Annotated in this window: 10 protein-coding genes; 8 read left to right on the top strand and 2 right to left on the bottom strand. The window is 72.3% G+C overall.

Features of this window, described 5'->3' with window-relative positions:
• Positions 1 to 188 precede the first annotated feature (188 nt).
• The gene (locus QI554_RS17385; protein WP_281471037.1) at positions 189 to 1,007 is read left to right on the top strand and encodes an HAD family hydrolase; all 819 of its coding nucleotides are present in this window, start codon (positions 189 to 191) and stop codon (positions 1,005 to 1,007) included.
• Between the two features lie 433 nt (positions 1,008 to 1,440).
• Here QI554_RS17385 and QI554_RS17380 read toward each other — a convergent pair whose 3' ends face one another.
• On the bottom strand, positions 1,441 to 2,274 hold the full coding sequence (locus QI554_RS17380; protein ID WP_281470907.1) for a Fic family protein: 834 nt from the start codon (positions 2,272 to 2,274) through the stop codon (positions 1,441 to 1,443).
• Between the two features lie 234 nt (positions 2,275 to 2,508).
• Here QI554_RS17380 and QI554_RS17375 point away from each other — a divergent pair, with 234 nt between their 5' ends.
• Positions 2,509 to 3,492, top strand: a complete 984-nt coding sequence (locus QI554_RS17375; protein WP_281470905.1) for an ATP-binding protein — start codon at positions 2,509 to 2,511, stop codon at positions 3,490 to 3,492.
• Positions 3,493 to 3,567: 75 nt separating this feature from the next.
• Here QI554_RS17375 and QI554_RS17370 read toward each other — a convergent pair whose 3' ends face one another.
• A complete protein-coding gene (locus tag QI554_RS17370) occupies positions 3,568 to 4,875 on the bottom strand; it encodes a polysaccharide deacetylase family protein (RefSeq protein WP_281470903.1) in 1,308 nt (435 codons plus the stop codon).
• Positions 4,876 to 5,248: 373 nt separating this feature from the next.
• Between QI554_RS17370 and QI554_RS17365 the strand changes: the two genes are divergently transcribed.
• The 6 genes from QI554_RS17365 to acs all read left to right on the top strand — a co-directional run bounded on the left by QI554_RS17365 (position 5,249) and on the right by acs (position 15,379).
• Positions 5,249 to 7,639 (top strand): SulP family inorganic anion transporter, encoded by a 2,391-nt coding sequence (locus QI554_RS17365; protein ID WP_281470901.1) that lies wholly within the window; start codon positions 5,249 to 5,251, stop codon positions 7,637 to 7,639.
• A gap of 213 nt (positions 7,640 to 7,852) precedes the next feature.
• Complete coding sequence (locus tag QI554_RS17360; protein ID WP_281470899.1) at positions 7,853 to 9,358, top strand: DUF4331 domain-containing protein; 1,506 nt, start codon at positions 7,853 to 7,855, stop codon at positions 9,356 to 9,358.
• 101 nt (positions 9,359 to 9,459) lie between these two features.
• Positions 9,460 to 10,713 carry a tetratricopeptide repeat protein gene (locus QI554_RS17355; RefSeq protein WP_281470898.1) on the top strand — a complete coding sequence of 418 codons (1,254 nt, stop codon included), beginning with the start codon at positions 9,460 to 9,462 and terminating at the stop codon, positions 10,711 to 10,713.
• Complete coding sequence (locus QI554_RS17350) at positions 10,710 to 12,512, top strand: urease accessory protein UreH domain-containing protein (protein ID WP_281470897.1); 1,803 nt, start codon at positions 10,710 to 10,712, stop codon at positions 12,510 to 12,512. Before QI554_RS17355 ends, QI554_RS17350 begins: the two co-directional genes overlap by 4 nt.
• A 37-nt stretch (positions 12,513 to 12,549) precedes the next feature.
• Positions 12,550 to 13,062 (top strand): hypothetical protein, encoded by a 513-nt coding sequence (locus QI554_RS17345; protein WP_281470896.1) that lies wholly within the window; start codon positions 12,550 to 12,552, stop codon positions 13,060 to 13,062.
• A gap of 337 nt (positions 13,063 to 13,399) precedes the next feature.
• On the top strand, positions 13,400 to 15,379 hold the full coding sequence (acs, locus tag QI554_RS17340) for an acetate--CoA ligase (RefSeq protein WP_281470894.1): 1,980 nt from the start codon (positions 13,400 to 13,402) through the stop codon (positions 15,377 to 15,379).
• Positions 15,380 to 15,535: the final 156 nt, after the last annotated feature.

Below are 15,535 nucleotides of genomic sequence, written 5' to 3'. Positions count from 1 at the left end.
AAAGCCACGCGGACAAGCGACGACCCCCGCCGGGGGGGAGAGCGGGGGTCGTCTCCACGGCCGACTCGGGGGGGGAGGAGCCGGACCGGGTTAGCACGGTCGCAGAACGATCCGTGGCTTCCAGGATGTACCCGAGAGGCTTCTCGGGCAAACCCGCATGCCTGAGTTTACGCCGAATGGTGGGGCCTATCCTCGACAACGTGGAAAACCACGTACCGAAGCGGACCGCAGCGTTCTTCGATCTCGACAAGACCATCATCGCCAAGTCGAGCGCCCTGGCGTTCAGCAGATCCTTCTATCAGGGCGGCCTGATCAACCGGCGCGCCGTCCTCAAGAGCGCCTACGCGCAGTTCGTGTTTCTCGTCGGCGGCGCGGACCACGACCAGATGGAGCGGATGCGCGAGTACCTGTCGGCGCTGTGCCGCGGGTGGGACGTGCAGCAGGTACGCGAGATCGTCGCCGAGACCCTCCACGACCTGATCGACCCGCTGATCTACGACGAGGCGGCGTCGCTGATCGAGGAGCACCACGCGGCCGGCCGCGACGTGGTGATCGTCAGCTCGTCCGGCGCCGAAGTCGTGGAGCCCATCGGCGAGATGCTCGGCGCCGACCGCGTCGTGGCGACCCGCATGGTGGTCGAGGACGGCCGCTACTCGGGCGAGATCGAGTTCTACGCGTACGCGGAGAACAAGGCCGCCGCGGTGCGCGAGCTCGCCGAGGCCGAGAAGTACGACCTGTCGCGCTCGTACGCGTACAGCGACTCGGTCACCGACCTGCCGATGCTCGAGGAGGTCGGCCACCCGTACGTGGTGAACCCGGACCGGGGTCTGCGGCGCGAGGCGGTCGCGCGCGGCTGGCCGGTGCTGACGTTCAACCGGCCGGTTCAACTGCGCCAGCGGGTCCCGTCGTTGCCGGTGCCGTCCCGTTCGGTGCTGGCCGCGACGGCGCTCACCGCGGGCGCGGCGGCGGCCGGGCTGGTCTGGTACGCGGCGAAGCGGCGCCGCTGAGGACCGCTCGCACGAGGTCGGCGGGGTCCGGCGGAAGTCCCGCGCGGGTTCCGCCGAATCCCGGCGTTTCGTTGTCCGGTCCGGACATGATCCGTGCCCGATCCATCACCTTCGACCCGAAAGGTAAAGATCTTGGGCGGGGGGTTCCGCTGACTTCGGCGAGCAAGTAGAAAGGGGATCAACGGCCCGCGGGACCGCCTCCGGGGGGAGTGAAAGCTCCACCGAGGCAGACGGCCACACGGACCGAGCACGGACATCGGGAACCCACGCGCGACCGACCCTCGTAGGGGCCGAACGCGCCGGACCTCCGGACTTCGTTCCGGGCCGGCCGTCAACACGGTGCACGCACTGGTACCCCGATGGAAGTGCCAAAAGTGGCGGCGTCCTCCCCGTGGGCGCCGCCCATTTTTGCGCCGGCCGCACCGGCCGCGGCTCACATGCCGCGCATGACCGCCTCGCACACCGCGACGCTTTCGCGCGCGCCGAGGGTGACGGCTTCCGCGCAGTGCCGCACCCATTCGGCGACGCCGTCGCCGGTGCCGGACACGTAGGCGCGCAGGGCCTTCTCGTAGGCGTCGGCCCCCTGGTCGAGGTGTCCCACCTCGGGCACCACCGCCGATTTGGGGTCGAGTCCGCGGTCGATCAGCACCAGCCGCTGCGCGGCCCGCGCCACCAGGCCGTTGCCCCACACGAAGGGCTGCAGCGCGAGGATCTCGCCGTGCACGATGGCCGCGACGACGATCGCGGGCGCGTCGCTCGGGACGAGCAGCAGCCGGGCGAGGCCGTCGAGGCGCGCGGCGACCTCGTCGGCGGAAGGCAGCGGGCCGGGGTCGGGGCGGACCGCGACGGATTCGCCGGCGAGCCGGGGCCGGCCGAGCTCGTCGGCCGGGACGGCGTCGGCGGCCGCGACCATGTGGAGGCGCGCCAGCACCTGGATGGGACTGCGCCGCCACACGTCGACGAGCGTCCCGTACTCGGCGGACACGCGCAGCGCGCCGCCGACGATGCCCGCCTCGGTATCGTCGGTGTGCGAGTAGTCGGTGCGTCGCCGGACCTCTTCGAGCGACCAGTCGGCGCCTTCGAGCGCGGCGCTGGCACGCGCCCCGCGCAGCGCGGACTCGGCGCTGATCTCGGGGCTGCGGCGGCGCATGGTGCGGTGGCCGAGTAGGCCGTCGACGGCCTTGCGGGCGTCCTCGACCGCCTCGGGGACGCCGGGCAGCGCCGCGATGGCGGCGAACGGGTCGTGGGGTGCGGTTCCGGTGCTCACCCGGCCGACCTTACGCGCCCGCGTGGGGCCGCGCGCACGCCCCCTGAGATCCGTGCGGCGGGCACCTCGCGGCAAGCCTCCGCACGCCGGTTCCGGTGACCGAGGGACACCGGAACATCACTCTCCGACTTGACGCGGGCACGCACCGCAACCGATGATCCTTGTCGAAAACGATTGTCAATCTCGACAGGGCGGGACGGCCGTGACCGCCCGCCGCTCGGAAGGGCAGCCATCGTGAAGATCGCGTTCGTCGGCAAGGGCGGCAGCGGCAAGACCACCCTCTCCTCCCTGTTCGTCCGCCACCTCGGCGCCGCGCGGCTGCCCGTGCTGGCCATCGACGCGGACATCAACCAGCACCTCGGCGTCGCGCTCGGCCTGACCGAGGAACGGGCGGCCGCGATCCCGCCGCTCGGCGGGCACCTCCCGCTGATCAAGGAGTACCTGCGCAGCCACAACCCGCGCATCGCGTCCGCCGACGAGATGGTGAAGACCACGCCGCCCGGGCGCGGCTCGCGGCTGCTGACGCTCGACGAGGACAACCCGATCTACGACGCGTGCCGCCGCCCCGTCGGCAGCTGCTGCAGCGGCATCCGGATCATGGCGACCGGCCCGTTCCAGGAGGGCGACCTCGGCGTCGCCTGCTACCACTCCAAGGTCGGCGCGGTCGAACTGCTGCTCAACCACCTCGTCGACGGCGCCGGCGAGTACGTCGTCGTCGACATGACGGCCGGCTCGGACGCCTTCGCGTCGGGCCTGTTCACCCGCTTCGACGTGACCTTCCTGGTCGCCGAGCCGACCCGCAAGGGCGTCAGCGTCTACCGCCAGTACCGCGAGTACGCGCGCGACTGGGGCATCAAGCTCGCCGTCGTCGGCAACAAGGTGCAGGGCCCCGACGACCTGGCGTTCCTGCGCGAACACGTCGGCGCCGACCTGCTGACCTGGGCCGGGCAGTCGGACTTCGTGCGGGACATCGAGAAGGGCCGCGCGCCGGAGTTCGAGGCACTGGAGCCCGACAACCACGCCGCGCTGGAACGCATGCGCGAGGCCGTCGACGCGACGCACGAGACGCGCGACTGGCGGCGCTACACCGACCAGATGGTCGAGTTCCACGTCAAGAACGCGCACAGCTGGGCGAACTCGCGCACCGGCGTCGACCTGACGACGCAGGTCGACCCCGAGTTCACGCTCGGCCCGCAGGCCCTCGCGTCCCGGACCTGACCACAGCCGGTACGCATGCGAAAGGGCGGGCCCGCCAAGCGGGCCCGCCCTCACTCGTCCGGCGACAACGCCCGGCTACTCCTTGCGGGCCGGCGGGTTGATGTACGGAGCGGAGCCGGCCGGCGGGACGGGCGCGCCCGAACCGCCGGTGACCGTCCCCCAGTCCGCGGGGGTCTGACCGAGGCCGAGGCCCTGCAGCTTCGCGACGACCGCGGGGTCCTGCGCGTCGAGCCAGTCGACGAACTGCCGGAAGGAGACGCAGCGCACGCCGTCCTTCTTGCACACCGTGCGCATGGTGTTCTCGACCGCGTCCATGTAGACGCCGCCGTTCCACGTCTCGAAGTGGTTGCCGATGAACAGCGGGGCGCGGTTGGTGGTGTAGGCGCGGTTGAAGCCGCCGAGGTAGAAGTCGGTGGCCTGCTTGCGCAGCGCGTCCCACTGCTCCTTGGGCGCGTCCTTCTTGGCGTTGGTCTGCTCAGCCATGATGTTGTAGTCCATCGACAGCTGCGTCTTGGTGGGGCTGCCCGGCCACGGCAGCGACTGCAGCGGCAGGTCCCACAGGCCGTCGATCTTCTTCGGCCAGACCTGGTTGCCGCCCTTGGAGCTGGCGTCGTAGCGCCATCCGTACTGCTTGGCGGCGGGGATCAGGGTCTTCTGGCCCTCCAGGCACGGGGCGCGGCCGCCGATGAGCTCCTTCTTGTAGTCGAAGGGCAGCGACGGGACGTCGGTCCAGCCGGAGTTGGTCCGCCAGTTCTGCACGAACGAGTAGACCTGGTCGATCTCCTTCTTCCACTCGTCGACCGACCAGTGGTCGCCGCCCTTGGCGCCGCAGAAGTGGCCGTTGAAGTGCGTGCCGACCTCGTCGCCCTCGAGCCAGGCGTCGCGGATCGCCTTGATCGTCGCCTTCTCGTTCTTGTCGTAGAGGAACTCGATGTCGCTCGCGCCGACGCCGTGCTGCGGGCCCTGGTACAGCGCCTTCTTCGACTCCGGCAGCACGTAGATGCCGGACAGGAAGAGCGTCATGTACGCGTTGCTCTCGCGCGCGACCTTGCGGAAGCGGGTGACGAGGTTCACGCCGTCCATCTCCGCGGCGCCGTCCCAGGAGAAGACCACGAACTGCGGGGGCTTCTCGCCCGGCTTGAGCTTCTCGGTCTTCGGCTGGTTGGGCTGCGGGCCGGTGTCGGCGGTGGAGCCGTCGCCGATCGGGACTTCCTTGCGCGGACCGCCGCTCGCGGAGGAGGAACTCGGGTCCGGCGCCGGGCCGGAGTGCTTCGTCGGCGAGGCGTTGGAATCCTTGCCGCCGTCCTTGGCGAAGACGACGAAGCCTATGGCGGCCAACACCGCCACGACCACGAGGACGGCGGCACCCCGGACAGAACGCACAGTTCACCTCTAGATAGACGAGACCGCGCGCTCCTGGACGGATCTGGCGCGACTACCTGCTCATACACACGCACGACGCGGTCGGTCGGTTGCATGGCCCATACACGACTAACGCCGTTTACCCGACGAATCCAGGAAGGGACGCCCGGCCCGCCGTGACGCTGGCCACACAGCTCTCAGTGACAACTGACCGGGTCGCAGAAGGTCACGGGGCACGAGCGACGTCACCCTTTCACCCGTTTGACGGAGCTTTTTACCGTTTCACTATGAGAAGCTGACGGTAGCGTAAACACTACTTAGCGCAGTCTTGGCGTTCCGCCCACAAGGCGTCACCCCCCGCCACACCCCCGCAGGACTCGGAGGAGACGGGACCATGAGCCTCACGACGCGCGCGGCAGCGCGCTTCCCCCAGATTCGCGGCGACCTCGGCGCATCCCTGGTCGTCTTCCTGATCGCGATCCCCATGTCACTGGGCATCGCCCTCGCCGCCGGCGCACCCCTGACCGCCGGCATCGTCGCGGCCGTCGTCGGCGGCATCGTCGTCGGCTCACTCGGCGGCGCACCACTGCAGATCAGCGGCCCCGCCGCGGGACTGACCGTGGTCGTCGCCGGGCTCGTGCAGACCTACGGATGGCGCGTCACCTGCGCGATCACCGTGCTGGCAGGTGTACTTCAGGTGCTCCTCGGCCTCGCCAAAGTGGCCCGCGCAGCACTCGCCCTCTCCCCCGCGATCGTGCACGGGATGCTCGCCGGCATCGGCATCGTGATCGCCATCGCGCAGCTCCACGTCGTCCTCGGCGGGTCGCCGCAGAGCTCGGCACTCGCCAACCTGCGGCAACTGCCGGAGCAGTTCGCCACGTTGCGCACGCCGGAGCTCGTCGTCGGGCTGGTGACCGTCGCCGCGCTGTTGGCCTGGCCGCTGCTGCCCAACCCCGAACGGCCGGTGCTCCGCGCGCTGCGCCGCGTTCCGGGACCGCTGGTCGCCGTCGCGCTCGCCACGCTGCTGGTGGCGGCGGGCCGCATGGACGTCTCGCGGATCAGCCTGCCGACGGCGGCCGTCGCCTTCCCCGCGTCACCGACCGGGATCGGCTGGGCGGCGCTGGTCACCGCCGTCGTCACGGTCGCCGTCGTCGGCGCCGTCGAATCGCTGCTGTCCGCCGTCGCCACCGACCGGCTCCAGCACGGCCCGCGCTCCGACCTCGACCGCGAACTCGCCGCGCAGGGCCTCGGCAACGTCGTGTCCGGCATGCTCGGCGGCTTCCCGGTGTCCGGCGGCGCGATGCGCTCCACCGCGAACATCCGGGCCGGCGCCCACAGCCGCGCCTCCGCGATCCTGCACGGCTGCTGGATCCTGCTGTTCGCCGGACTGCTCGGCTTCCTCGTCGAACGCATCCCGCTCGCGGCGCTCGCCGCGCTGGTCATGGTCGTCGGCGTCCAGATGGTCAACCGCGCCCACATCCGGCACGTGCACCGGCACCGCGAATTCCCGGTGTACGTCGTCACGGTGGCGGGCGTCGTCGCCGCGGGCGTGCTGGAAGGCGTCGCGCTCGGCGTCGTCGTCGCGGTGGCCATCGCCCTCGCGCGGCTCAGCCGCAGCACGGTGCGCACGGTCCTCCGCGACGGCGCGTTCCACGTCATCGTGCAGGGCTCGCTGACGTTCCTCTCGGTGCCCAGGCTCTCCCGTGCGCTCGACAAGCTGCCGCCCGGCGAGCACGTCGTCCTCGACCTGACCGTCGACTACCTCGACCAGGCCGCGTTCGAGGCCGTACACACGTGGCGCACCGCGTACGTCGCGCGCGGCGGGCAGGTCGAGATCGAGGAGATCCACGACGACCACTACGGACGCGCCGCCGAAGGCCTGAACCGGCCCGCGGGCGTGCGCCGCGTCGGACCCACCCCGTCCGCACGCTGGTTCGCGCCGTGGTGGCACTGGCAGCGGCTGCACCCGCGGCGCGGCCGCCCGCCCGCGCACCCGCTGGTCGCGGGGACGCGCGAGTTCCAGCTGCGCACCGCGCCGCTCGTCCAGCCGTTCCTCGAACGACTCGCGATCGAAGGGCAGAACCCCGCACAGCTGTTCATCACCTGCGCCGACTCGCGGATCGTGCCCAACCTGATCACCGCGAGCGGCCCGGGCGACCTGTTCACGGTGCGCAATGTGGGGAACCTCGTGCCGCACCACGCGCATCACGCGCACGGTGACGCCCACGGCACCGCGCACGCGCCCGAACCGCCCGTCGACGACGCGTCGGTCGGCGCCGCCATCGAGTACGCGGTGTCCGTGCTCGGCGTCCGCAGCATCACCGTGTGCGGGCACTCCGGATGCGGCGCGATGCAGGCCCTGTTGGGCAGCCTCGACGCGGAAGCGGAAGCGGACGCCGCCGCTGAGGAATCGGAGGGCGACGGCGGCGACGGTGCTCCCGAGCACACGCCGCACCTGCGGCGCTGGCTCGCCCACGGCAAGCCGAGCGTCGACCGGTTCCTCGCACGCCCCGCGCCGACGCTGTCCGGCTACGCGCCCGCGCCCCTCGAACAGCTGTGCCTGACGAACGTGTTGCAGCAGCTCGACAACCTGCTCGGCCACCCGGTCGTGTACCGGGCCGTCGAGGACGGGCAACTGCGTTTGTTCGGCCTGTACTTCGACATCGGCGCCGCGCAGATGTACGTACACGACCCGGCCACGGGGGCGTTCGAACCTGTGGACGCGCCGACCGCCGCGGTGGCCGAGACCGCGGCGGAACCGGAGCCGGAGCACACCTTGGCGTGACCCTTCCCGGGCCGCCCGGAGAATTCCGGGAAACCAGGCCCAACCCCGGGCCGTTCCGCTCCGAAGCAGGGGTGGATTCACAGGCACCGCCACGCGAGACGGCTGCAGACGTCGTGGCGGGACGACACCGGGGACCCGGTCCGACCTGACAGATCCGCGCCCGCCCCGATCCGGGGCGGGCGCGGAGCCGTCCCAGGACCGAAGGACACGTCCATGAGCCGCAGCACGCGCACCGCCCGCAGAAACCGCACGTCCCGAACGACTTCGTCCGGCACGGCCGTTCGTCGTCGCGGGAGCGGCGCCGTCGCCGTCCTCGGCGCGGGCGCGCTCCTCGCCGCCGGCGTGGCCGCCGTGCCGGGCCCCGGCCGGGCCCACGCGTCCAGCCACCGCGAGGCGCCGCTGATCGCGACCAGCCCGCAGCTCGACAACACCGACGTCTACGCGTTCGTCAGCCCCGACAAGACCGACACGGTCACGTTGGTCGCCAACTTCATTCCGTTCGAGGAACCCAACGGCGGGCCGAACTTCTACCCGTTCGCCGCCGACGCCCGCTACAACCTCAACATCGACTCCGACGGCGACGGCAAGCCCGACGTCACCTACCGGTTCACCTTCCAGAACCAGGACAAGCGCGGGACGTCGACGTTCCTTTACAACAACGGCCCCGTCACCTCGCTCGACGACGAGAACCTGCTGTTCCGGCAGACGTACACCGTGCAGGAGATCCGGCCCGGCAAGGCGCCGCGCACGATCGTCCAGAACGCGGTCGCCGCGCCGTCCAACGTCGGCAAGGCCTCCATGCCCGACTACCAGGGGCTGCGCGACGCCGCGGTCACCGACGTGCAGGGCGGCGGCAAGGCGTTCGCCGGGCAGACCGAGGACCCGTTCTTCCTCGACCTGCGCGTCTTCGACCTGCTGTACGGCGGCAACCTCACCGAGGTCGGGCAGGACACCGTCGCCGGCTACAACGTCAACACCCTTGTGCTGCAACTGCCCAAGAACGCGCTCGCGCTCAACGGCGACGCCGCCCGCAACCCCGTCATCGGCGTGTGGAGCACCACCGAGCGGCGCGGGATGGACATCGTCACGGACGACGGGAAGAACCGCGACTGGGGCAAGTTCGTGCAGGTCTCGCGGCTCGGCAACCCGCTCGTCAACGAGGTCGTCGTGCCGGCCGCGCTCAAGGACCGGTTCAACGCGCTGCGGCCCGACCAGGACGCGACCGTCCCGCAGTTGGTCGACCGCGTGCAGAACCCCGAGGTGCCGCAGCTCATCGAGAAGATCTACGGCCTCAAGGCGCCGGCCGCGCCGCGCGCCGACCTCGTCGAGATCTTCCTGACCGGCATCGCCAACGCGGCCAACGGGCCGATCAAGGCCGACCTCAACTCGCAGTTGCTCAACAAGGACGTCGACCCGAAGAAGGTCGTGCCCGCCGAGGAACTGCGGCTGAACACGGCAATCCCGCCGACCGCGAAGCCCAACCGGCTCGGCGTCCTGGGCGGCGACCTGGGCGGCTTCCCGAACGGGCGGCGGCTGTCCGACGACGTCGTCGACATCGAACTGCAGGCCCTCGAAGGGGCCGCGGCCACCGGGCAGATCGTCCCCGCGCTGGCCAAGGGCGACATGGTCGACGCCAACAACAAGGGCTTCGGCGGGTCGTTCCCGTACGTCGGACTGCCGGAGTACTGGCCGGTCAACCGCGCCCTCCCGAAGGGCTGACGGGCGGACACCGGATCCGGGTCTTTCCCGGACGCGGTCCGGGGCGGCGGCCTGCCGCCGCCCCGGGGACCGCGGGCCGGCCTTCCCTTGGGGGACGTGTGATGAGGAATCTGCGACGAGTACGGCTTGCCGCGGCGTCGGTGGTCGCGGCCGGGGTGCTCATCGGTGTGCCGGTGCTGGTCGCCCGGCACGGTGACGGCGGGTCGCCGGCGCGCGCCGCCGCCGTGCCGCTCGCGGCGCCGGACGCGACGAGCGGGCGAGGCTCGTTGGAGGCCGTGATCGCGGCGGCGCAGGCGCGGCTGCGGACCCGGCCCGACGACGCGGACACACTCGCGGCGCTCGGCACCGCGTACGTCGAACAGGCCCGCTCCACCGGCGATCCGGCGTACTACCCGCGTGCCGAAGAGGCACTCACCCGGGCGCTCGCCCACGCGCCGCAAGGCTCCGCCGCGTACGCTCCGGCGCTCGTCGGGATGGCCGCACTCGCCAACGCCCGGCACGACTTCGGCGCGGCCCGCGGGTTCGCCGACCGGGCGGCGCAGGCCGCCCCGTACAACGCCGCGGTCTACGGCACGCTCGGCGACGCGCTGACCCAGCTCGGCGCGGCCCACGAGGCCACCGCGGCGATCCAGCGCATGCTCGACCTGCGGCCGTCCGTCGCGTCCTTCACGCGGGCCAGCTACGACCTCGAACTGCGCGGCGCCACCGACGACGCCCGCACCGCGCTGGAACGCGCGCTGGAGATCGCCGCGACACCCGACGAGACCGCCTACTGCCGCCGCTACCTCGGCGAACTCGCCCGCCGCGCGGGTGATCCGGGCGGCGCCCTCGCGCACTTCGACGCGGGCCTCGCCGCCGCGCCGGGCAATCCCGCACTGCGCGCCGGGCGTGCGGCGGCACTCGCAGCGCTCGGGCGCCGCGACGAGGCGCTCACCGAATACGCCGCGGCCACCGCCGCACTCCCCCTGCCGCAGTTCCTCGTCGAGTACGGCGAACTCCTCGACGCGGCAGGCCGACCGGACGCCGCGCGCGCCCAGTTCGACCTGGTCGCGGCGTCCTTCCGGCTCCTCGAAGCGAACGGCGCGAGCGACGACCTGGCCCGCGCCCAGTTCGAGGCCGACCACGGCGACCCCGCCGAGGCACTGCGCCGCGCCCAGGCCGAATGGGGGCGCAGACAGGCCGTGTTCGTGGCCGATGCGCTCGCATGGGCGCTGCACCGCAACGGACGCGACGCGGAAGCGCTGACGTACGCCGAACGCGCGGTCGCGGGCGGCTGGCACGACCCGCTGCCGCTGGGGCACCTGCGGGACATCAAGGCCGCGCTGGCGGCGAGCGGCTCCGGAGGTGCGGCGTGAGGACGACCGGGCGCGCGGCGCATGCGAATCGTCGTGGTCGCGAAGACCGAAAGCGCGATGGGGCGTTCGCTCCCCGACGACTGGGCCTGGTCGGGCTCGCTGCGCTCGTCCTCGCGGCCGGGCAACTGGCGTTCGGCGCGGGCACGGCGTCGGCGCACCCGATGGGCAACCTGAGCGTGAACCAGTACCACGGGCTGACCGTGCACCCCGACCGGGTGGACGACTTCGCCGTCCTCGACGAGGCGGAACTGCCCACACTCCAGGCGCGCGGGCGGCTCGACACCGACCACGACGGCACCGCGTCGACGGCCGAGCTGGCGGCGTACGCGCGAACCGGCTGCGAGGAGATCGCGCACGACCTGCGGATCACCGTCGACGGGCGAGCGTCGGCATGGACGCTCGTCTCCGCGCACGCCGAACAGCCTCGTGGCAGCGGAGGGTTGCCGACCACCCGCACGGAATGCCGACTGACCGCCCCGGCCGCACTCGACCGGCCCGCCCGGCTCAGCGTCGCCACCACGCACCTCGCCGACCGGGTCGGGTGGCGCGAGATGACCGCGGTCGGCGACGGGGTGGCTCTGCCGCCGGACGGCGTCGCGCGCACGAGCGTCAGCGACGAACTACGGACGTACCCCGTGGACCTGCTGAGCTCCCCGCTCAACGTGCGCGGGATCGACGTGGCGACCGCCCCGGGCCACGACCAGGCGGGCGCCGCACCGACGGCACCGTCAGGACCGCTGCCGGACGTGGTCGTGCGGGCGTACGGCGCGGTGCAGTCGGCGTTCAACAGTCTGGTCGGCGCCGACCACATGACCCTCGGCGCCGGCGTCGCGGCTGTGCTGCTCGCCCTCCTCCTCGGCGCGTCCCATGCGGCGCTGCCGGGACACGGCAAGACCGTGATGGCCGCCTACCTCGCGGTCCGGGGTGCCGACGGCCGGCGCCAGGGCGTGCGCGACGCGGTCACGGTCGGCGCGACCGTGACACTGACCCACACGGCCGGAGTGCTGGCGCTGGGGCTCGCGCTGACGCTGTCGACGTCCCTGACGGGCGAGAGCGCCCTGGCGTATCTAGGGGCCCTGAGCGGCCTGCTGGTCGCTGGCGTCGGAGTGAGCCTGCTGCGGAGCGCGTGGCAAGGAGCAGGCGTCGGGCACGAGCACAGCCACGGTGCGGGGCACGTGCACCGCGGCGAGACGCGGCGGCGCGAGCCGGTCGGGGTGGGGCGGGTCGAACGTGGTCCGACCGCGCGGTGGAGCCCCCCTGCCCACTCAACGGGCGATGTGGATGTCGAAGTTGCGATGTCGGGGCGGGTCAGCCTTTCGGGGGTAGGTGGGCACGTCGACGCCGACAGCCACGACCACGACCACAGGCACAGCCACGACCACAGCCACAGGCATGCCCACCCTCACGCCGACCACGGCCACAGCCACAGCCACAGCCACCACGACCACGTCCGCCTCGCCCGTCGGCGGCTGCTCGTCGGGATGGGGGTCGCCGGTGGGCTCGTGCCCAGTCCGTCGGCGCTCGTCGTACTGCTCGGGGCCATCGCGCTCGGGCGGACCGCGTTCGGGGTTCTCCTCGTCCTCGCGTACGGCCTCGGGATGGCGTCCGTGCTCACCGCCGCCGGACTCGTCCTCGTCCGGATCCGGGACCGGGTCCGGCGGCGTGGGGCCGGGGAGCGGTCGTTGCGTCTGATCCGTCCTGTCGTCAGCCGGCTGCCGGTGCTGACCGCTGCGTTCGTGCTCGTGGTCGGGCTGGTGCTGGCGTGGCGCGGGTTGTCCTCGCCTGCCGCGTTCGGGTGATCCGGCGCGTCCCAACCACGTTCGGAAAGGAACGGCCATGCACACCACCTCGTCCCGGCCGCGGCGGCGGCTCGCGGCCTCCGTCCCCGCCGTGCTGCTCGCCGCGCTGCTCGGCCTCACCGCGTGTTCGTCCGGCGGCGGGGGCGGCGCCAAAGGCGGCCCCTCGGGTGCCCAAGGAGCGTTCGCGCCCGCGCCGCCGACCGCGGCCTGCCAGGAGCACCAGCGCAACCAGCCGGGCACCGAGTACACCTCCGAGGAGGACGGCGACACCGGCAAGGTGTTCGAGCTGCTGCGGCACTACACCGCGAACGGCCTCAAGCCGTTCTGCGACGGCAAGCCGCCGACCGACCTCGACCGGCAGTGGGCGAAGCTGTTCCTCGGCTTCGGCGCCGACCCCGGTCTGCTCGCGGCGCCGCTCGGCGGCAGCGGGCAGCCGCCCGCCGAGCCGATGGAGGACGCCCCGGCGCCGGCGAACAACGTCGCCGGGCCGACCGGTGAGCCCGCCGCGACGGACGACGACGCGCCGCCGCCCGCCCCGGACCCCACGTGAGCCGGTCCGCGCGGGCGTGATTTCCGGCACGTCATGCCAGAAATCGACCGGCGCACCCGCCCCACCGCGACCACGCCGCCGCACTCGCCGGGCGGCGTTCATGGAACGTCCATCGGCCGCTGATCACCTCCGACCAGGGTGGTTCCGACGCCTGTGGAGCCGGGCTCCCCCCAACCCGGCTCCACAGGCGCGCCCGGACACCGCCGCGAGTCACGGCGGTGCACCCCAAGAGGTCTAAACCAATTTCTTTCGGCGTCTTGTCAGCCGCGCCTCGTGACTGATTCGCTACAGCCGAGAGAAGGTGCCGGAAGAGTCTGTGTATGACGGAGGAAGACGCGTGAGCAACGCAGCCGAGGGATCCGAGCCCCGCGACGCACTGTCCAACCTGCTGCGCGAGGAGCGCCGTTTCGCGCCGCCCGCCGCGCTCGCGGAGGCGGCCAACGTGACGGCTGCCGCCTACGACGCGGCCGCCGCGGACCGGCTCGGCTTCTGGGCCGAGCAGGCCGCGCGGCTGGACTGGGCGACCGCCCCCACCGAGACGCTCGACTGGTCGAACGCGCCGCACGCGAAGTGGTTCGCCGACGGCCGGCTCAACGTCGCCTACAACTGCGTCGACCGGCACGTCGAGGCCGGCCTCGGCGACCGCGTCGCGCTGCACTGGGAGGGCGAGCCCGGCGACAGCCGTGCCATCACCTACGCCGAGCTGCGGCGCGAGGTGTCCAAGGCCGCGAACGCGCTGACCGAGCTGGGCGTGCAGGCCGGCGACCGGGTGGCGATCTACCTGCCGATGATCCCCGAGGCCGTGTTCTCGATGCTCGCGTGCGCCCGTATCGGCGCGCCGCACTCCGTCGTGTTCGGCGGCTTCTCCGCCGACGCCGTCGCCTCCCGCATCCAGGACGCCGACGCCCGCGTCGTCATCACCGCGGACGGCGGCTACCGGCGCGGCAAGGCGTCCGCGCTCAAGCCGGCCATCGACGACGCGCTCGCGTCCTGCCCGGACGTGCGCAACGTGCTCGTCGTCCGCCGCACCGGCGAGGACGTCGCGTGGACCGAGGGCCGCGACGTGTGGTGGCACGACCTCGTCGGCTCCCAGCCCGAGACCCACACCCCCGAGGCGTTCGAGGCCGAGCACCCGCTGTTCATCCTCTACACGTCCGGCACCACGGGTAAGCCGAAGGGCATCCTGCACACCTCGGGCGGTTACCTGACGCAGGCCTCCTACACGCACCACGCGGTCTTCGACCTCAAGCCCGAGACCGACGTCTACTGGTGCACCGCCGACATCGGCTGGGTCACCGGCCACTCGTACATCGTGTACGGCCCGCTCTCCAACGGCGCCACGCAGGTCATGTACGAGGGCACGCCCGACACCCCGCACCAGGGCCGCTGGTGGGAGGTCATCCAGAAGTACGGGGTGACCATCCTCTACACCGCCCCCACCGCGATCCGCACGTGCATGAAGTGGGGCGACGACATCCCCGCGAAGTTCGACCTGTCGTCGCTGCGCGTGCTCGGCTCGGTCGGCGAGCCGATCAACCCCGAGGCGTGGATGTGGTACCGCACGCACATCGGCGGTGACCGCTGCCCGATCGTCGACACGTGGTGGCAGACCGAGACCGGCGCGATGATGATCAGCCCGCTCCCGGGCGTCACCGAGACCAAGCCCGGCTCCGCGATGCGCCCGCTGCCGGGCGTCGCCGCCGAGGTCGTCGACGACAACGCGCGGCCCGTCCCGAACGGCGGAGGCGGCTACCTCGTGCTGACCGAGCCGTGGCCGTCGATGCTCCGCACCATCTGGGGCGACGACGAGCGCTTCAAGGACACCTACTGGTCGCGCTGGGAGGGCCTGTACTTCGCGGGCGACGGCGCGAAGAAGGACGAGGACGGCGACATCTGGCTGCTCGGCCGGGTGGACGACGTCATGCTCGTGTCCGGCCACAACATCTCGACGACCGAGGTCGAGTCGGCGCTGGTGTCGCACCCGAAGGTCGCCGAGTCTGCGGTCGTCGGCGCCACGGACGCCACCACCGGGCAGGCGATCGTCGCGTTCGTCATCCTGCGCGGCACCGCCGCCGAGGACCCGGGGATCGTCGACGAGCTGCGCAACCACGTCGGCGCGACGCTCGGCCCGATCGCCAAGCCCAAGAAGGTCATGATCGTGCCGGAGCTGCCCAAGACGCGCTCGGGCAAGATCATGCGCCGGCTGCTGCGCGACGTCGCCGAGAACCGCGAGCTGGGCGACGTGCAGACGCTCACCGACGCCTCGGTGATGGCGCTCATCCAGGACAAGCTCCCGACGGCGGCGTCCGAGGACTGATCCGGACCCCGCCCTCGCACCACGGGCAAAAGGGGTGGAGCGAAGCGACTCGAATATGGGTGGTGGCGACGGGGACGGCGGGGGGGGCCCGGGGGGGGGGGGGCCCCGCCGGGCCCCCCCCCCCGGCGCCCCCGGCCGGCCCGAGGGCGGGCCCCC

This window comes from Yinghuangia seranimata, assembly GCF_029953285.1.
GTDB classification, from domain to species: domain Bacteria; phylum Actinomycetota; class Actinomycetes; order Streptomycetales; family Streptomycetaceae; genus Yinghuangia; species Yinghuangia seranimata.
The sequence above is the reverse complement of the archived record's forward strand: the minus strand, read 5'-3'. Positions and strand labels throughout refer to the sequence as shown.